Genomic DNA, 18,989 nt, shown 5'->3' on the forward strand with positions numbered 1-18,989 from the left:
GTTACAGGAACCGATCAGTATAGTCATTTGATGATTTTTTGACCAGTTTTCAAGTGGATCGGCCTCCACGCGGCAACGCAAGAATCGCGCCAGACAGCCATGTACGGTCGGAGCGCGCCGCGAAGGCGGGAGGAAAGGGTGGCTTCGATGCCATGCGTGGCTCAACGCACTTCCAGACAGAAAGTGACGGGACCATCGTTGACCAGGTGAACCTTCATATGGGCACCGAACTGTCCGATTTCCACCCCCGGGTGTGCTGCGCGAGCCAGGTCGACCAGCCGGTCGAACCAGCGCCTGCCGTGTTCGGGCGGCGCCGCCGTGGTGAAACTGGGGCGCATGCCCTTCCGGGTATCGGCGGCCAGGGTGAACTGGCTGACCAGCAATAGTCCACCGCCGGTTTCGGCCAGCCCGAGGTTCATGCGGCCCTGGTCGTCCGAAAAGATCCGGTAACCCAGCAGACGTTCCAGCATGCGGGCGCACTGGGCTTCTCCGTCGCCGGGCTCGATGGCCACAAGGGCAAGCAGGCCCGCTCCGATGGCACCCACGGTGAGGCCATCGACATCGACTCGCGCGGATTCGGCCCGCTGGATAAGTGCGATCATGGATGATGTAACGGCTGAGTGGCCGACAGCTTAACGGAAGGTTGGCCCGCGGGGACGGGGTGAACCTGTCCATGCCCTAAACTTGTGGCATGCGCCCGGATATCTATCTCGTTTATCTCCTGTTGCGGCTCGTCAGCCTGCTGCCCCTGCGTACCGTGCATGCCATCGGCGCGGCCATAGGGCGTTTTTCCCTGCGCCGTCGCACGCGTGCCGCGCATTACACCGAGGTCAACCTCCGGCTTACGCAACCGGACCTTGCAGAGGACGACCGCAAGGCGTTGCTGACGCGGACCATGGAAGAAAGCGGCAAATCCCTGACCGAGATCGCCAGCATCTGGGGCGGTGGTGCGGAACGTGCCCTCGGACTGGTGCGCGAGGTGCGTGGCGGCGAACTTTTCGAGGCGGCGTTGGCGACCGGCAAGGGCGTGATCATCGCCGCGCCCCACCTCGGCTGCTGGGAGCTGCTGAATTACTGGCTGTGCAGCCGTACGCCCATGGCGATTCTTTACCGTCCGCCGCGCATCGCGGCCATCGAGGCGTTGCTGCGCAAAGTCCGCGGCGCGTTGGCTCCGGAGCAGGTCCGCGCCGAGGGCGCCGGCGTGCGTACGCTGTACAAACGATTGGCCGCCGGTGGCACGGTGGGCATCCTGCCCGACCAGAAGCCGCGCGAGGGCGAGGGCGAGTTCGCACCGTTCTTCGGCGTGGATGCCTTGACTGGCGTATTGCTGCCCCGGCTTGCGGCGAGGACGGGTTCCACGGTGCTCTTCAGCTTCGCCGAGCGGTTGCCGGAGGGGGCGGGTTACCGCATCCATATCCTTCCGGCGCCCGCCAGCGTGGCCGATGCCGATCTGAAAGTGGCCTGCGCCGCGCTCAATCGTGGTGTGGAATCGTGCGTGGAGCGGGCATTCCCGCAATATCAGTGGCACTACAAGCGATACACGGCGAACGATCGCGCCAGCCCGTACCGCTAATTCGTCTGTACGAGCGCTCAAGAGCAATCCTGCAAGTGGACGAAGCGTTTCTACGGTGCGTTACGGCTCAGCCGGTTGAGGAAGACCGTCATTTCCTTGCCGGCCTGTTTGTCGCCCCGGCGTTCGGATGCTTCGATGCCCGACCGCCACGCGGCGCCGGCGCCAGTTTCGTCGTCAAGAGCCAGCAGGGCTTTGCCCAGCAGCTTCCATGCCGCCGAATAGTCGGCATCGAAGGCGACGGCTTCGCGGAACTCCGCAGCGGCTTCCACGTATCGCGCGTCGCCCAGCAAGGCATTGCCGATGGAGAACCGCAACAGCGCCCCGTCGCGGACGCCGCCGACCTGTGTGCGAAGCCGCTGGATGAGTTCGTCGTTCAACGGACGACCTTGTAGCGCCAGTAATCGCGCGGATACATGAGGGTCGGCAGTTTCGGTTCCGGCGGAATACGTCCGGCGCGTAGCGCCGAGATGGTGCGCGCGTCCCAGATCAGCAGCCAGCTGGAGAAGGACGGCTGGATGAGATGGGCATAACGCAGATCGTTCTGGGTGAGGCTGCTGGTATAGGAAATCACCACGCCATCGGGGTGTTTGCGTGCGAACTCGTCGAGAGTATCGCCATCGTGGATCGCCGGATTGTCGTCGTCATCCTCGTCGTCCGGAGGCGCACCCGCTCCCTCGTTGAGCCTGACGATGGGATTCATGAGCCGCCCGGCGAAATGGTACTGGCCGTTGTAGCCGCGTCCCAGATTGGCGATGGGGAGCCCTGCGGCTTCGGCCTGCCCGAGGTATTGGGCGGTCGGCTGGAAGTCGTAGTTGTGCCACGCACCCAGCGTCCACAGGGAATTGACCGCGAGCGTGCCGATCAGGCCCGCGAAAGCGAGCCGGCGCATTTCGCCGCGTCCCGAAAGCAGCAGCAGGCCGCCAAGCACGATGAACACCACGGCGAAGAAGCGCGCGTAAGGCGCCATGTCGACCATCCAGACATTGGTCAGCCGGCCGGAGGCCACGAGTGCCGGCATGGCGAACAGGAAGGCCGCCAGGCAGAACCCGCCCAGGGCGAGCGGCCACGTGCCGAGTGCGTAATGCGCCGCCAGCTTGAGATGGCGCTCGCGAAGATGCGCAATGGCGGCGGCGATCAGCATCACGGCCCCGCCGAGTTCCGGAAGCACGTAGTAACCCTGCTTGCCCGTGATCAGCGAGAACACCAGCAGGGTCGGCAGCAGCCAGCAGACGAGCAGCCGGAGACCGGGCTCGAGGGGCTGGCGGAGCATGGCCACCAGCAACGGGACGATCAGCAGGCAGACCAGCAACTGCGGGATGCCGGCCGGCACGTTCAGGTCGAGATTGCCAATGACAAGCAGCGCGAATGCGGCCACGGCGGCGATAACGAGCGCCGGCACGACGGCCCGGTCCCAGGGGCGGCGAAACAGTGTGAGGGGTACGGCGACCAGCGCGCGCAACCAGCCGGTGATGGGAAACAGCAGGAGCGGCAGCCAGACCAGGTAAGTCCATGCGGAGCGTGCATGATTTTGCAGCGAGCGAGCGTGCTCGCCATCGACGACGCGGCCGGCTGTCTGGGTGAAGAACAGCCGCTGGCGGTATTCGTCGCCACCGGCGAAACCCGCCGGGATGGCCCAGGCAAGCAGGATGGCGAAGCCGAGCAACAGGCCGAGGAGGCCGAATCCATACCAGCGGGCACGATTCCGTCGTGCCCAGTCGTTCCAGAGCGGCCCGAGCAGCAGTGGGAACACCACATGCAGCAGCATCACCGGGCCTTTGGTGAGAAGGCCCGCGCCGACCAGCAGCCCGAACAGCCACCAGCGGGGTTCGGCGCGCCGCGACGTGGGCGTAAGGCACAGGATGGCCCCCAATACCCAGACGGCAAGCAGCACCTCGTACATGATCTGCTGGCCGAACAGGAACGCGTAGGTCAGTCCCATCAACAACCACGGAGTCGCCTTGGCGACCCACGGGCGCGAGGGGAACAGGCGCGAGGCGAGTACCGAGGCCAGCACGAGCTGGATGCCCCCGAACAGGACCTCCAGAAAACGCGGCCACACGTCGGTAACGCCGAAAACGAACCAGCCGGCGTGGATCATCCAGAAGAGCAGCGGGACTTTCTCGCTGTATGGCTGGCCGTTGATGTAAGGCACCAGCCAGTGTCCGTGTGCCCACATTTCCCATGCCACGGCGAGGGTTCGCGTGGAGAACATCGGCATCGGGCCATGCGAGAAGATGGCCAGCAAGGCCATCGCACCCCACAAAGGCAGCCAGGGCCACAGGGCGCGAAGATGTTCGGAACGGGTATAGGCGCTGGAAGGCAAGGTTGTCTTCACCGGGTCGTTGGTCGGGTCAGTCTAAACGCATGACGGTCCGTACGGCTGACCGCCTGCGTACAGCTCGGAGCGTGGAGCTGGCGTGGAGCCTGGCCGTCAGGCCGGACCCCAGTAGCCGATCCGGCGCCGGATTTTCAGCTTGCGCCAAAGATTCAGGGGTTTGCGCTTGCGGCTGCGACCGCCTTCGGCGATGAACTGGTCGATGGCGTCCAGCACCCGCTCGCTTGAGCGGCCGTCGCGGTAGGGATGGATCGAGTCGGCGTATTCGCGGATCGCACGCATCAGTTCGGGCGGACGCGACAGCGCGCGCTCGATCGCCGGCTCGAAGTCGGCAGCGTCGTCGATGTCGATCAGCTGCGGACCCGGCCGGCGGTTCTTGAACGTGACCACCGGTTTTCCGGTGAGCAGGAACTCGCTCAACGCGGAGGACGTGTCCGAGCACATCATGTCGACCTGGCCGAAGAGATCCAGAATATTGTCGTCGTCGGCGAAGCGCAGGTGATCGTTCTGCAGTGCGCGGTACTTCGCCGTCGTTTCCGGGTTCATCTTCGGATGGAAGGTCACGATCCAGCGATAGCGGCCGTCGCGCGACAGTTCGCGCACCTTGTCGTAAAGGGTTTCCGCGGCGCTCCACGACGGCGAGAACGTCGAGTGGTAAAGGATCGTCGGAGGCTGGCGCACGGGGGGCACCGGACCTTCGCCGATGTCCTTCAGGAACGGATCGAGCTTGGGCCAGCCCGTTTCCTTGACGGCGAAGTGGCCGAGGCGCGCGGCGATCTCGCCGAACGCGCGGGTGTCTTTCGGGCCGGTGGTGCAGTACAGGTCGAAGAACCCGCGGATATAGATATGGCGCGGCTTACCCGCATCGAAACCATGGAAGGTTTCGACTTTCACGCCGGGGAAAAAATGCGGCACGGCGTTGCTGGAGGTCACCACGGCGATCGGGTCGAAACGGCGAACCTCCTGTGTCGTGCGCAGCCAGGTTTCGCCCGAGACCAGGTCTTCGCCGCCCGGACCGTCGAAGAACCACGCCGCTTCGTCGCCACGCGCGCGGATCGCTTCCTGTAGCGGTCGCAGGATGGCCAGCGCGTAGCGCTCGGAGCCGTAGAGAAGATAGTGCTTTTTCAACGGTCGAGTCCGTGTCGATGGAGGGCTGTCGCGGCGGTATCGCGCGACAGGGGGTTGTTGCGCATTTCGTAGTAGCGCATCCGTTTGTAAACGGCGTAGCTCGCGGCGGTCTGTGCGATAGCGTAGCCGCGCCAGCCATCGAGGAACGCTAGCCGGAAGATGTAATCCTTGATGAAGGCCAGCGCGAACACGAACGGGGTTTGCCACATGCGCACGGGCTTGTTCTTGTCGAGCCAGTCGCGGCACTTCAGTTCGGCGTAGCGCAGGACCTTGAGCTGTTTCTCGGCCAGACTGGGATTGTTCACGTGGTCGAAGGGCGCGCGAAGCGTCGGCGCCGAGCCTTCGAAACGCAGCGACTCGTGTACGCGCGCGTCGGTCCAGCGGGCACGGTCGCGATGCCACAGACGCGCCATCTTTTCGCCGACGGCCGGGCGGTACCAGCGCATGGGGCGGCCCATGTAGATGGTCCGGCGGCGCAGCCAGGCGGCGGGCGCGGAACTGGCCATGATGCCCGGCAAAGCCTGGCTGAGTTCGGCGGCGAGTTCGGGCGAAAGGAACTCGTCGGCATCCAGTGCCAGCAGCCAGTCGTGGCTGGCCTGACCGGTGGCGAAGTTGCGCTGGGGGCCAAAGCCAAGCCAGTCCTGATGCACCACGCGGGCGCCATGGGCGATCGCGATCGCGACGGTGTCGTCGGTACTCCCGCTGTCGACGACGATCTTCTCCGCGGCGAAAGGCACGCTGTCCAGGCAACGGGCGATCGTATGCGCCTCGTTATAGGTGATGACCACAAGGGAGAGGGGGAGGTTCGCCATCGTGAAAGTCTAACCGAATCGCCACGGAGCCCGGTTCGTGGCGGGTATTTCCGGCGATTCGGTTAGACTTTCGCTATGCGTATCACGGTTGCGATCCTCACCTATAACTGGCCCGCCGCGCTGGAACGCGTGCTGGAGTCGCTGGCCCGGCAGACGCGTCTGCCCGACGAGGTCATCGTGACCGACGACGGTTCCGGCGAGGCTACGGCCGAGGTCATGCACCGTGTGGCCGCCTGGTTTCCGGTAAGACTGGTCCATCTCTGGCAGCCCGACGATGGTGCCCGTATGAGCCGCGCACGTAACCGGGCCATCGCGGCGGCTACCGGCGACTACATCATCCTGCTCGATGGCGACATGGTTGCCGAGCCGCACTTCATCGCCGACCACGAGGCATTCGCCATGGCCGATTGCTATGTGCAGGGTTCCCGCGTGCTCAGCGACGAGACCCTGACCCGGCGCATGCTGGGGGACGGCACGGTGCGCGCCTCGTTCTTCACCCCGGGCATCGAGCGCCGCCGGCACACGTTGCGGCTACCCGCGCTGGCGCGCTGGTACGCGAAGCCTTCGCAGAAAACGCGTGGTATCAAAAGCTGCAACATGGGTTTCTGGCGCGACGACCTGCTTCGGCTGAATGGCTTCAACGAGAGCATGACGGGTTGGGGGCGCGAAGACACCGAACTGGTGGCGCGCGCTTTCCACGCCGGGATCCGTCGCCGCGATCTGCGTTTCAGCGCGCTGGCCACTCATCTGTATCACCGCACGCGCAAGAATGTCGTCGACAATCCCAACGACCGGTTTCTGGAAGATACGCGCCAGCGGCAGCTCGTCCGTTGCGACAACGGCGTGGACCGGCATCTGGCGGAATTCTCCGAACCGCCCGCCGATATCCGGCCGCGGAACTCAGAGCAGATCGCGTAACGCGCGGTCGAGGCGATCGGTGAATCCGGCGTCGTTGTCGAGGAACCATGCCCGGGCATTCGCGCCCAGTCGTTCCCGTTCGTCGTCCGGCATGGCGATGGCGCGCGCTATCGTGCGTTCCAGCGAAGCTTCGTCGAACGGATAGGCCAGCGCGGCGTTGAACGGCCGGGGCTCGCCGACCGCGACCAGCAGCCCCCGATCCGCGGTGACCAGTTCATTCATGGGGGGCGCGTCGCAGGTGATCGCTACGGCGGCGCAACTCATGGCCTCGACGAGGTAGTGGCCCCAGCCTTCGGTTTCGGACAGGCATATATGGAACGCATACTCGTTCTGAAGACGGCGCACTTCGTCGGCAGGCAGATACGTCCGCACCACCTCGATGTTCGCGGATCCGGTCTGCGCGTCTTCCTCGCTGGCGCCCGCGCGCAGTACACGCAGGCGTGGCCATTCCGGGTGACGCTTCCAGACCGCGATGAGGCGCGCCGTACCCTTCAGGTCGCTGGCGCCGGCGACGTGCAGAAACGCAAGCGGCGTGCGCGTGACGTCGGGGTCGTAGCAGTCTCGACTGCGAAATCCGACATGCAGCGTGCGCAGGCCTCGCGACGAGAAGATGCGACTGGCCTCGGCGGTCTTGGTCAGCAACGCATCGAACCGCGGCAGATAGCGCTGGCTGCGGAGCGACATCCATTCGGGGTTGGGCATGAGGACGTCGATGCGCGCCAGTCCGAAGCTGGCAGGTCGCACGTGTTCCAGCGACAGGTTCATATCGAACCTCGCCGGTTGCCGTCCGCCGCTGAACAGCCAGCCCAGCCACCGGCGCAGGCGCAGGGCGTGCAGGGTCCACGTTCCGTCGCGCCGTTTGGAGCCCAGTCGGCTGATGTGCACGTCGTGACCGAGAATGGCCAGCGCATCGGCCATCACCCGGATGTCGTGGCTCAGTCCGCGCTGGTTGTCCCACGCGATCAGGTGAATACGAGCCATGTCAGACCGGCGGCGCGGTCGTATCGATACGCCTGACGGGATAGGCGGTCGCCAGGGTGAAGCCGAGCATAAGGAACAGGAAAACCGACTGCGGCATGGCTCGGTAGAACACGTTGTCGGTCAACGCGCAGAGCGAATACGTAACGACCAGGACGAGTCCCGCGGTCGCGATGAGGGCGCGTTGCTCGTCGGGCTGGCTTACCCGTCGCGCGAAATACACGATGGGCACGGCGAACAGCAGAAGCAGGACGATCAGGCTGGGAACACCGCCAGTTGCGGCCGCTTCCAGGTATTCGTTATGCGGATGGTCGTACTTCTCGATGACGGGGCTGACCTGGCCCTGGGCGATCTGATCGCGCGCATATTGGCCGAATTTATCCAGCCCGACGCCCATCACCGGATGTTCCTCGAACGCCTGCCAGGCAGTAATCCACATTTCGAGGCGCTCGCGTACCGGGCCCTGCGCATTGTCCCGGCTGAATGTGGCGACTTCGCCTTGTACCTGACCGAAGCGGTCGACGAGCTCGCGGTGCAGGCTGAACGTGGCCACGCTTGCCCCTGCGATGAGGATGACGACGAAGGCGATGGCCTGGCGCAGGCGTCCCGTTCGCCGCACGGTCACGATCATCGCGATGGCCAGCGCCGGCAGGAAAGCCAGCAGTGGGCCGCGACTCTGGGTCAGCAAGGCACCGTAAAGACCGATGGCGATCGCGGCACCGTGGAGCCAGCGCTCCGGCATGGACGGCTCGCGAGCCATCAACTGAATGATGCTGAAGAGCACCATCGTCAGCGTGATCATGGTGAATTCGATGGCGCTCCATGGGCCGCCATTGAGGCCATATGCCCGGTCGGCGCCCAAAAAGAAGTGCTGCACGATGCAGGCGCTGCCGAACACCATGGCGGTAACGGCAAAGCCGCACCAGATGAAGCGCCAGTTAAGTGGGACGGTGAAGACCCCGGCGATTCCCAGGAACATCAGCGTCTGGGCGGGAAGGTCCAGTTCGGTCCAGCCAAGGCCGTGCCAGGCGATGTTGGTCGCGGCAAGCGCGAACCGCAGCAGGCAGACGATCACAATGGCGATGGCCACGCGATAGCGCTGCCGCGTTTCGGTACGGGTGATAAGCAGGACCAGCCCGACGATGAGGAGCGCCAGCATGGACAGCGCTTTCATTTTCGAGGGCACCGCCACGCTGAACGGTGTGATGGCCACCAGCGCACTAAGGGCGAGGCTGCGCCAGGAGGCTCGGTTGTCTTTGGACGGCGTGGTGTCGGTCATTGAAGCGGGTCAGTCCTGTCGCCGTACTGCCCGTCTCCTGGAGGGGCTCCGGGACGGGCGGGTGCTTGATTGGTGCATTATCCGACCGAATGGTACATCACGAACCTGAACCAGCCCGACTCGTTACGAATCGCTCGAGGACCCGTTTTCGTTGACATCCTCGCCGGGCTTGCAACCCGGAACGAGTGAGCCGGCACGGATGAGATACCACCCACGACGGTTCGCCGTACCGACGAATGTGGCTTTTGCCACGTCGACGCAGTTTCCCATGACGGCATCCTGGATGAATACCCAGCGCCGATCCGGGTCCTGCTGGAGCCATGCCGCCGCTGCGGCGAACTGTTCGTTCCAGGGCACCGTGAAGCCAAAGTCGGTGGCGTGGCCCGGGTACATCAGCATGTTCTGCTCTTTCCATCCCGCCATGGCCAACTGGTCGCCCTGGGGTACCAGCTCACGCGTACGCTGCATGACTTCGACCGACGAACTGGATGCGTTGAGCGCCGGGTAACCCCATAGCGAGAACACCAGCCATAACGACACCATGCCCGCCACGACCGCGGTAACGGCGCGTTTCATGCGCATCGTCGCGACAAGGGCAAGCTGAATGACACCGATCGTGATCGCCATCCACCAGATCGACGTATCGCCCTGTTCCAGGCCGCGCTGCTCGATGAAGTTCACGGCGAATTTCGGATGGGTCGTGAGAGCCAGCACGCCGCCGGCGACGAGGGCGGCGCCGATGACCGTCAGCGTTGCCAGCCCCAGGCGTCGCAACCACGGTTTGCCGAGGAGTTCGTCGAGCAGCGGCGCGGTGACCAGGGCCAGCATGGGTAGCGCCGGCATCACATAGACGTCCCGCTTGCCGTGGGGAATGCTGAAGAAAATAAGTACGAGCACGATCCAGCCCAGGGGCAGGAGGTATCGGGCGTCGCGGGCTTTCAGCTTCGCCCACCAGCGCGGGAAGGTACCGAAGTAGGTAAGGGACAGCGGTAGCCACGTGCCGATGATGACGGGCAGGAAATAAAAGACGCTCTGGCCGTGATCCCAGGAATGGGCGTACCGCTTCGCTGTCTGCTGGAACAGGATGTCGTTGACATAGGCGGCATACGCGGGATCGCTCGAATGGGCCTGCGCGGTCAGCAGCATTGGCACCAGCCATAAGGCGATGGCGAGCAGGAACGCAACCGGCCCCAGCAGCCAGTGGCCGACATGCCCACGCACCCGCGTGACGCCATCGAAGCGCGCGACGAGAGCGACGACATAGGGAATGAACAGGAACAGCGACAAGATGCCGACGCCCTTGGTGATGACGCCGAGCCCCGCGGCAAAACAGCCGAGCCAGAACGCCCGCCAGTCGGGGCCGCGCAGGAAATGTCGAAGGAGTCCGTAATTGCCAAGGGTGATGAAGAACATCACCAGCGGGTCGATCTGCGCGCGTTTGGTCTGGTACGCGAACTGGAAAGTGATGAGCAGCGCGGCGCCCGCATAAAGACCCGCCTGGCGGGTCCAGAGGCGACGGCCGAGATCGTAGACCAGGGCAATCGTTCCGACCGACGCGAGCAGGGATGGCAGGAGAAACGCCACACGCCAGTTGCGCAGCAAGGCGTAGAAGCCCGCTTCCAGCCACATCAGCATCGGAGGCTTGTCGGCGTATAGCTCGATGCCGCGGCGAGGGAACAGCCAGTCCCCGCTTTCGAACATCTGCCGCGCGACCAGCGTGAATCGCGGTTCGTCCGAGGGCCAGGGATCGCGCCATCCGATTCCTGCGCCGATCACCACGAATGCGGCAATCATCAGAAACCAGAAATAGCGGCGCTCCTGCGAATCGTGTACTGCGTCCATATCTCGATTGGCTCGACGGCTACCGCTAGTGCGGCGCATGGTGGGGCTTCAGTAGAAATAATACAGCTGAGAACAGCCTTAAGGTGTGCTGCGCTTCTCGACGAGCGCGTAATACATACCGTCCAGATCGCCATCGCCGGGAAGGATCTGCCAGCCGATGCCGGCCGCCTGTCCCACGGGCAACGAGAGCGGTGCCGCGACGACATCGGTGTGGGAGTCGATGAAAGCACTCACCACGCCTTCGTTCTCCCTTCGCAGCAGCGAACACGTCACGTACAGCAACTTTCCACCCGGGGCCAGCAGCGGCCAGAGCGCTTCGAGGATGCGCTTCTGCTGTGTGACGAGGTTGTCGATATCGGTAGCACGACGATGGAGGCGTACATCCGGCCGACGGCGAATCACGCCCGTCGCGGAGCACGGGGCGTCGATCATGATCCGGTCGAAAGGATGCCCGTCCCACCAGCTATCGGGGTTGCCCGCATCGCCGACGGCGATCGTCGCGGCGAGGCCCAGGCGGTCGAGATTCTGCTGGATGCGTGGTGCGCGTCCCGCTTCCGATTCCACGGCGATCAGCGAGATATCGGCGCGCTCCAGCACGTGGCAGGCTTTGCCGCCGGGTGCGGCGCATGCGTCCAGCACACGTTGGCCGTCGGCAACGTCGAGCAGGTCGGCGGGCACCTGCGCCGCGCCGTCCTGTACCGCGAAGTGACCTTCGGGAAAGCCGGGCAGCCGGGTAATGTCGGTGCTGTGCGGCAGGACGAGCCCGTCGACCAGCCATGGATGCAATGTCACGTTCTGGCCCGCCGCCCGCAATGCTTCGGCCACCGTCTCGCGCGTGGCGCGTCGACGGTTCACCCGCAACATCAGCGGCGGTTCCTGATTGTTGGCGGCGAACACGCTGTCGGCCCTGCCCGGCCAGTCCCCGGCGATGGTCTTTGCGAGCCATGCGGGATGGGCGTGACGTGTCGCCGGTGTCGCATCGAGTGCTTCGATCAGCGATACGCGCTCTCGTTGCCAGCGACGCAGCACGGCATTGACCAGTCCCGCGAATCGCGGGCGGCGCAATTCGCGTGTGGCTTCGACCGTGGCGGCCACGGCGGCGTATCCCGGCATTTCCAGGACCTCGATCTGGATCAAGCCCAGGACGAGCAGTGCATGGATCGCCGGTTCGTTACGCCGCAGCGATTTGTCCAGTAGGCGGTCGATCGCGGCGTCGTATCGAGGCCACCAGCGCGCGCCTTCATTGAGCAGCGCCGTCAGCAATGCACGATCGCGGGAGTCGGGAAGTTTTCTGGTCGCCCGGTCGGCGACCTCGCGCAACGAGTGACCCGCAAGCGCGATGTCGGCCAGTGCTTCGGCCGCGAGCGCCCGGGTCGACATCGTGCTCATGAACAGGCCTGCCGTAGTTCCGGCCGCGCGTTGAGATAGTCGCCGACACCGATCCGTCTTCCACCCGCGCGTTGTACGGCGAGCAGGCGCAGTGCGCCTTCGGCACAAGCGATATCCAGCCCGTCGCGACGGGCTGCGAGAAGCGAACCCGGCACGGCGCCGGGCTCGCCCGCGATGGCGACGGCCGACCAGATACGCAGGCGTTCGCCCGCGACCTCGGCTTCGGCGACGGGCCAGGGATCGAAGGCACGTACCTTGCGTTCCAGTTCGATGGCCGGCCGCGCGAAGTCGAGCAGCGCTTCGGCTTTGTCGAGCTTGTGCGCGTATTCGACGCCGGTGTCGGCCTGCGGCGTGGCGACCAGGGTTTCGCCGGCCGTGATCCGGCGCAGCCCCTCGGCCAGGGCATCGGCACCCAGTACGGAGAGGCGGTCGTGCAGACTACCGCCGGTGTCGTCCGCCGATATCGGCGTGCGGCGTTCGACAAGCATGGGGCCGGTATCCAGGCCGGCTTCCATCTGCATGAGGTCGACACCCGACTCGGTGTCGCCCGCGAGAATGGCCCGCTGAATCGGAGCCGCGCCGCGCCAGCGCGGCAGCAGCGAGGCGTGCACGTTCCAGCAGCCCAGACGCGGAATGGCGAGTACCTTGCGCGGCAGGATCAGACCGTAGGCTACGACCACCATCAGATCGGGAGCATAGGCGGCGAGGGTGTCGCGCTCGGTCTCGGCCTTGAAGGATTCGGGTTGTTCGACCGCTATACCCGCTGCGATCGCCGCTTCCTTGACCGGGCTGGCGGTCAGTTTGCGCCCGCGGCCCGCGGGGCGGTCGGGTTGCGTGTAGACCGCGACGACGTCAGCGCCGGAGGCGCGGCAGGCTTCGAGACAAGGGACAGCGAAATCGGGCGTGCCCGCGAATACCAGGCGCAGAGGGCGGTCGGTCATCGGTCAGGCGCTTGCCCGACGCTGTTTTTCCATCCGCTTGAGCAGCATGCCGCGCTTTAACGGGGAGAGGTAATCGACGAAGACCTTGCCCGCGAGATGGTCCATCTCGTGCTGGATGCACACGGCGAGGGGGCCTTCCGCCTCGACGACGATTTCCTTGCCCGTGACGTCCTGCGCACGGACTTTCACGCTGAGGGCGCGGGTCACGTCGGCATAGACGCCGGGGAACGACAGGCAGCCCTCCTGGTAAACCTGGCTGCCGTCCTTCTCGACGATTTCGGGATTGATCAGTACAAGCGGCTCGTTGCGGTCGTCGCTCATGTCGGCAACCAGCACACGCTGGTGGACATCGACCTGGGTCGCGGCCAGGCCGACGCCATTGGCCTCGTACATGGTCTGGTACATGTCGTCGACGAACTGCTTCAGCTTGTCGTCGAACACGGTCACCGGCGCCGCGACGGTGCGCAGGCGGGGATCGGGGAATTCGAGGATCGTAAGGACGGACACGATGGCACCTGTTTTCTTCTCGGGCCGGGAGCGATTGCGGTGTGCCCAGAATGCGGGCAAATCGGCGAAATCCAAACACCGCTACCCGGTAGGATGGGCCCGTATTCTACGCCGGCCGGTCAAGCCGGGCGAGCGCAGCGCCGTATTGTGCCCTTTAACGATTCAGTTACACTCGCGACAGCACCGGGGAAGGGGGAAATCCCGTCATGATCAAGAAGTTCGCCATGCTGCTCGGCAGCATGTTCTTTACTGTGGCCGTTTATGCGGCAGCCGCCCAGCTTCGCCCGGATCATCCCGACACCTATACGGTGAAAAAGGGCGACACGCTCTGGGATATTTCGGCGCGCTTCCTGAGCAAGCCGTGGCTCTGGCCGGAGATATGGCAGGCCAATCCCCAGGTCCGCAATCCGCACAAGATTTATCCGGGCGATGTGCTGAACCTGTCGATGCAGGGCGGTGCTCACCTCGGCCTGCAGCCGCGCGTACGCATCGACGGGGACGCCGTCACGGCCATTCCGCTGAGCGAACTGCGGATGTTCCTCAAAGACACGCGCGTCATGACCGAGGATCAGGTCAAGTCCGCACCTTACGTTGTCGGCTTCGAGGAAAATCACCTGCGGGCCACGCCGGGGCAGAAGGTCTATGCGAGTCAGCTGAGTGCCGAACCGGGCCAGCGCTGGGCGATCGTCCGTCCGACCAACGCGTTCCGTGAGTTCAAGGATGTCGGCAACATTGATCGCGGCAGCGTGGTCGGCGATTCGCTCGACAGCGATGTATCGATGAATCGCGGCCCCTGGCACGAAGACGGCCGCGATAACGGGCACTTCGGCAAGGGCGCCTCGCTCGGTGTCGAAGTGACCGTGATCGGTACGGCGGAAGTCCTGCGCGCAGGCGATCCCGCTTCGTTGGTCCTGGTCGATTCGACGCTGGAGATTCGCAAGGGCGATCGCCTGATGCCCGTCGACGATGCGCCTTACGACGCTTATTACTATCCGCATGCACCGAAGACCATGCCTGCCGATCCGCGGGTCATCGCGTTCTCGGACGCACTGGCCGCCGTGGGTAGCCGCCAGGTGGTCGCGATTTCGGCAGGTGCCCACGACGGTATCGACAACGGCACGACGTTCACCGTCATGTCGGCGGGCGAGACCATTGCCGACGATGTCGCGAGCAACAGCGAGGAGCGAGGCACGGCCAAGAACGTCAGGTTGCCCGACGAATACGCCGGCCACGTGATGATCTTCCGCACGTTCGATCGTGTGAGCTACGGTCTGGTGATGGACGGACTGCGTCCGATCCATAAGGGCGACCGGGTCACGCAGCCCGAATAAGACGCGCCGTAAAGCATGTCCCATCGCCCCCGGTCGCAAGCCCGGGGGCGATTTTGTTTGGGGCTCCTACAGAAAAGCGTCGGCGTGGGCTACGTTTCGGCGCTCCCGAAACCCCTCTGCGACGCCGGTCCAGCCCATACACTGTTCCGATGACGACCGACGACGACCGCGACTGGCTGATCCTGCTGCGCACGCCCGACTTTCCCGCCTCGCGGCTGCGCGAAGCGCTGGTCGTGTCGCGACGGGCCAGCGTCGTGCTCGATGCACTTCGGAAGCGGTCGTCGGGCCTTTCCGACGAGGCCAGAGCATGGCTCGACACGCCCGATGAAGCGATGCTCGCTCGCGACCTCGTCTGGCTCGTGGAGCCCGGTCATCGTCTGCTTCGTTGCACGGACGAGGATTTCCCGCCGCAACTCGAATCGATCGCGCAGCCGCCAGCGGCGCTCTTCGTCGTGGGCGACGCCTCGCTGCTCCTTCGCCCCCAGATTGCCATCGTCGGGTCTCGTGCCGCGGCGGCCCCTGCGCTCGCCAATGCTCGGATATTCGCGGACGCCCTGGCCCGGGATGGCCTGATCGTGACCAGCGGCATGGCGGACGGAGTGGACGGTGCGGCCCACGAAGCGGCGTTGGACGCGGGTATGCCGACCGTCGCGGTGGTCGGTACCGGACCGGATCGGGTCTATCCCAGGAAGCACCACGCCCTGGCCCGCCGGATCGCCGAACACGGAGTCATCGTGACCGAGCATGCGCCCGGCGTCGGCGCGCTTCCGTACCACTTTCCGCGCCGCAACCGCATTATCGCGGGCCTGAGCCTGGGGGTGCTGGTCGTCGAAGCGGGCCTGCGGTCCGGATCGCTGATCACGGCGCGTCAGGCGGGCGAGCAGGGCCGCGAGGTCTTCGCGTTGCCCGGTTCCATTCACAATCCACTCTCGCAAGGCTGTCACGAGCTGATCGGCGAGGGTGCGAGGCTGGTCCAGCGACCGGCCGAGATCCTCGAAGCGCTGGCCCCGGCCGCACGAGAGCTCGGCGCCGAACTGGCGGCCCGGCTGGCGCTTCCGGCTACCCGGGCATCCGGAAAGCGTTCATCCGGGCCCTTCGACTGGCGAGACGATCCTGAATATCGCCGCCTGCTCGACGCCATGGGTTACGATCCTGCCCCGCTGGACACATTGCTGCGAACCACGGGCTTCGCCCCGGCCGCGCTGTCGTCCATGCTGATGATGCTCGAACTGGAGGGGCAGGTCGCCAGCCTGCCCGGAAATCGTTACCAGAGGCTGCCCGAACCACCCGCCGCTTGACAGCCGTCACGGCGCTGTGTCTCTAACTATATATATAGAGTGGCTGGCCCCCCGGCTCGTTGGCCGGGTGTCAGCTTCTCGTTACCCCACAATCCGAAACCGAACCGGCAGTTCGCCGCGGCCCTAGGCCGGGCCGGACCAGGAAACGCTTTATCCATGGCAAAAAACCTCCTCATCGTCGAATCGCCGGCCAAGGCCAAGACGATCAACAAATACCTGGGGACCGATTTCCAGGTGTTGGCGTCCTATGGTCACGTCCGCGACCTGCGCCCCAAGGAGGGCGCCGTCGATCCCGAGCGCGGCTTCGCCATGGCTTACGAGGTCATCGACCGCAACGAGAAACATGTCGAGGCCATCGCCAAGGCGGCCCGCCAGGCCAGCACCATCTATCTCGCGACCGACTTGGATCGCGAAGGCGAGGCCATTTCCTGGCACATCAGCGAAATTCTGAAAGAGCGTGGCCTGCTCGACGGCAAGGAAGTATTGCGTGTCGTGTTCAGCGAGATCACGCCGAAGGCCATCAAGGAAGCCGTCGCCAATCCGCGCAAGCTGTCGCACGACCTGGTCGACGCGCAGCAGGCACGTCGCGCGCTGGACTACCTGGTCGGCTTCAACCTGTCGCCCGTGCTCTGGCGCAAGGTGCAGCGTGGTTTGTCGGCCGGACGCGTGCAGTCGCCCGCCCTGCGCATGATTGTCGAGCGCGAGGAAGAGATCGAAGCCTTCAAGGCGCGCGAATACTGGTCGATCGAAGCAGCCCTGGCGCACGCCGATGGCGCATTCACTGCCAAGCTGACGAAGTTGCATGGCAAGAAATTCGAACAGTTCGACCTGACCAACGAAGCCGATGCGATGTCCGCCCGCGCATCGCTGGAAAAGGCCGCGGCTGGCAAATTCACGGTCAGCGAAGTTACCAGTCGCGAACGCAAGCGTCGTCCGGCGCCGCCGTTCACTACGTCGACACTGCAACAGGAAGCCGCGCGCAAGCTGGGGTTTACGACCAGTCGCACGATGCGCATAGCGCAGGGTCTGTACGAAGGCGTGTCGCTGGGCAGCGAGGGTAACGTCGGCCTCATCACCTATATGCGTACCGACGCCACCGCGCTGTCCAACGATGCCGTGACCGAGCTGCGCGAGTTGATTGCGCGCGACTATGGCGCGCAGGCATTGCCCGATGGACCGCAGGTATACAAATCGAAATCGAAGAACGCGCAGGAAGCGCATGAAGCCGTCCGTCCCACCTCGGCCATGCTCACGCCGCGCAGCGTGGCGTCGTACCTCAACGACGACCAGCGCAAACTCTACGAACTGATCTGGAAGCGCACCGTCGCCTGCCAGATGATTCACGCGACGATGAACACCGTGTCCGTCGAATTCGCGGTGGCCGATTCGTCGTTCCGTTCCACCGGTACGACCGTCATCGATCCGGGCTTCCTTGCCGTCTACGAAGAAGGTCGCGATCAGAAGAACGAAGAAGACGAAGATCAGCGCCGCCTGCCGCGTCTGGCCGAGGGCGATGTGGTGGATGTATCGGCCATTGCCGCCGACCAGCACTTCACCGAGCCGCCGCCGCGTTACTCGGAAGCCAGCCTGGTGAAGACGCTCGAGGAATACGGCATCGGCCGTCCGTCCACGTACGCCAGCATTATCCAGGTGCTGCTGAATCGCGAATATGTGCTTCTGGACAGCCGTCGCTTCAAGCCGACCGACGTCGGTCGCGCGGTCAGCAATTTTCTTTCCGGTCACTTCACGCGGTACGTCGACTACGATTTCACCGCGAAGCTCGAAGACGAGCTGGATGCGGTCAGTCGCGGCGAAGAGCAATGGGTGCCGTTGCTCGAGCGTTTCTGGCAGCCGTTCAAGACGCTGGTGGACGACAAGACCGAAAGCGTCGATCGCAGCGAAGCTACGGGTGCGCGCGAACTGGGCACCGATCCGAAGACCGGCAAACCGGTATCCGTGCGACTCGGCCGCTATGGGCCGTATGCGCAGATCGGCAGCAAGGACGACGAGGAAAAGCCAACGTATGCCAGCCTGCGTCCGGGCCAGAGCATGCATACCATCACGCTCGAAGATGCGATGGAATTGTTCAAGCTGCCGCGTAATCTCGGTCAGTCCGATGCGGGTGAGGATGTGACGGTCGGCATTGGCCGCTTCGGTCCTTTCGTGAAGCAAGGCAGCACCTATGCCTCGCTCAAGCCCGAAGACGATCCGTACGTCATCGAACTTCCGCGCGCGCTGCAGCTCGTGCAGGAGAAGCTGGAAGCCATCGCGAACCGTATCATCCAGGACTTCGGTAACGACGTGCAGGTGTTGAATGGTCGCTACGGCCCTTACATCACCGACGGCGAGAAGAACGCGCGCATTCCGAAAGACCGCGATCCGAAAACGCTCACCGAAGCCGAATGCCTGGAGCTGCTTGCCGCAGCGCCGGTGAAGAAGCCGCGCGGCGGCAAGGCGGCCAAGAAAACGGCGACGAAGAAAGCCGCCGCGAAGAAGACCGCTACGAAGAAAGCCGCGCCGGCCAAGAAAGCCGCGGTGAAGAAAGCGACGGCCAAGAAGACGACGGTCAAGAAAACCGCCACGAAGAAAGTCGCGACAAAGAAGACCGCGACCAAGAAAGCCGCTGCGAAGAAAGCACCGGCAAAACAGGCAACGTAA

At 64.5% G+C, this 18,989-nt stretch carries 16 protein-coding genes; 5 read left to right on the top strand and 11 right to left on the bottom strand.

The window, feature by feature from the left end; translation table 11 throughout:
• Positions 1-161 precede the first annotated feature (161 nt).
• A complete protein-coding gene (gene dtd / locus AC3IR3_RS01190; RefSeq protein ID WP_489195241.1) occupies positions 162-602 on the bottom strand; it encodes a D-aminoacyl-tRNA deacylase in 441 nt (146 codons plus the stop codon).
• Positions 603-691: 89 nt separating this feature from the next.
• Here dtd and AC3IR3_RS01195 point away from each other — a divergent pair, with 89 nt between their 5' ends.
• A complete protein-coding gene (locus tag AC3IR3_RS01195; protein ID WP_489195242.1) occupies positions 692-1,573 on the top strand; it encodes an LpxL/LpxP family acyltransferase in 882 nt (293 codons plus the stop codon).
• A 50-nt stretch (positions 1,574-1,623) separates the two neighbouring features.
• On the opposite strand, the gene AC3IR3_RS01200 is transcribed toward AC3IR3_RS01195, so the two are convergent.
• From AC3IR3_RS01200 to AC3IR3_RS01215, 4 genes are all read right to left on the bottom strand, one after another.
• Complete coding sequence (locus AC3IR3_RS01200) at positions 1,624-1,950, bottom strand: hypothetical protein (protein ID WP_489195243.1); 327 nt, start codon at positions 1,948-1,950, stop codon at positions 1,624-1,626.
• A complete protein-coding gene (locus tag AC3IR3_RS01205) occupies positions 1,947-3,896 on the bottom strand; it encodes an ArnT family glycosyltransferase (protein WP_489195244.1) in 1,950 nt (649 codons plus the stop codon). The genes AC3IR3_RS01200 and AC3IR3_RS01205 overlap by 4 nt, the downstream gene beginning before the upstream one ends.
• A 108-nt stretch (positions 3,897-4,004) precedes the next feature.
• Positions 4,005-5,036 (bottom strand): CDP-glycerol glycerophosphotransferase family protein, encoded by a 1,032-nt coding sequence (locus tag AC3IR3_RS01210; RefSeq protein ID WP_489195245.1) that lies wholly within the window; start codon positions 5,034-5,036, stop codon positions 4,005-4,007.
• The gene (locus tag AC3IR3_RS01215; protein ID WP_489195246.1) at positions 5,033-5,848 is read right to left on the bottom strand and encodes a glycosyltransferase family 2 protein; all 816 of its coding nucleotides are present in this window, start codon (positions 5,846-5,848) and stop codon (positions 5,033-5,035) included. Before AC3IR3_RS01215 ends, AC3IR3_RS01210 begins: the two co-directional genes overlap by 4 nt.
• A gap of 75 nt (positions 5,849-5,923) precedes the next feature.
• On the opposite strand from AC3IR3_RS01215, the gene AC3IR3_RS01220 reads away from it, so the two are divergent.
• Complete coding sequence (locus AC3IR3_RS01220) at positions 5,924-6,766, top strand: glycosyltransferase family 2 protein (protein ID WP_489195247.1); 843 nt, start codon at positions 5,924-5,926, stop codon at positions 6,764-6,766.
• Here AC3IR3_RS01220 and AC3IR3_RS01225 read toward each other — a convergent pair.
• From AC3IR3_RS01225 to def, 6 genes are all read right to left on the bottom strand, one after another.
• Positions 6,749-7,747 (bottom strand): glycosyltransferase, encoded by a 999-nt coding sequence (locus tag AC3IR3_RS01225; RefSeq protein WP_489195248.1) that lies wholly within the window; start codon positions 7,745-7,747, stop codon positions 6,749-6,751. The genes AC3IR3_RS01220 and AC3IR3_RS01225 overlap by 18 nt on opposite strands.
• A 1-nt stretch (position 7,748) precedes the next feature.
• Entirely contained in the window at positions 7,749-9,023 is a 1,275-nt protein-coding gene (locus AC3IR3_RS01230; RefSeq protein WP_489195249.1) for an O-antigen ligase family protein, read from the bottom strand.
• Between the two features lie 123 nt (positions 9,024-9,146).
• Complete coding sequence (locus tag AC3IR3_RS01235) at positions 9,147-10,865, bottom strand: ArnT family glycosyltransferase (protein ID WP_489195250.1); 1,719 nt, start codon at positions 10,863-10,865, stop codon at positions 9,147-9,149.
• 78 nt (positions 10,866-10,943) lie between these two features.
• On the bottom strand, positions 10,944-12,254 hold the full coding sequence (gene rsmB, locus AC3IR3_RS01240; protein ID WP_489195251.1) for a 16S rRNA (cytosine(967)-C(5))-methyltransferase RsmB: 1,311 nt from the start codon (positions 12,252-12,254) through the stop codon (positions 10,944-10,946).
• Positions 12,251-13,195 carry a methionyl-tRNA formyltransferase gene (gene fmt, locus AC3IR3_RS01245; RefSeq protein ID WP_489195252.1) on the bottom strand — a complete coding sequence of 315 codons (945 nt, stop codon included), beginning with the start codon at positions 13,193-13,195 and terminating at the stop codon, positions 12,251-12,253. Before fmt ends, rsmB begins: the two co-directional genes overlap by 4 nt.
• A 3-nt stretch (positions 13,196-13,198) precedes the next feature.
• A complete protein-coding gene (def, locus tag AC3IR3_RS01250) occupies positions 13,199-13,702 on the bottom strand; it encodes a peptide deformylase (RefSeq protein ID WP_489195253.1) in 504 nt (167 codons plus the stop codon).
• 206 nt (positions 13,703-13,908) lie between these two features.
• On the opposite strand from def, the gene AC3IR3_RS01255 reads away from it, so the two are divergent.
• From AC3IR3_RS01255 to AC3IR3_RS01265, 3 genes are all read left to right on the top strand, one after another.
• Complete coding sequence (locus AC3IR3_RS01255; RefSeq protein ID WP_489195254.1) at positions 13,909-15,033, top strand: LysM peptidoglycan-binding domain-containing protein; 1,125 nt, start codon at positions 13,909-13,911, stop codon at positions 15,031-15,033.
• A 149-nt stretch (positions 15,034-15,182) separates the two neighbouring features.
• Positions 15,183-16,331, top strand: coding sequence for a DNA-processing protein DprA (dprA, locus tag AC3IR3_RS01260; RefSeq protein WP_489195255.1), 1,149 nt, complete (start codon positions 15,183-15,185; stop codon positions 16,329-16,331).
• A gap of 156 nt (positions 16,332-16,487) precedes the next feature.
• Positions 16,488-18,989, top strand: coding sequence for a DNA topoisomerase I (locus AC3IR3_RS01265; RefSeq protein ID WP_489195256.1), 2,502 nt, complete (start codon positions 16,488-16,490; stop codon positions 18,987-18,989).

The sequence above is a fragment of the Luteibacter sp. GL_149 genome (assembly GCF_057834065.1).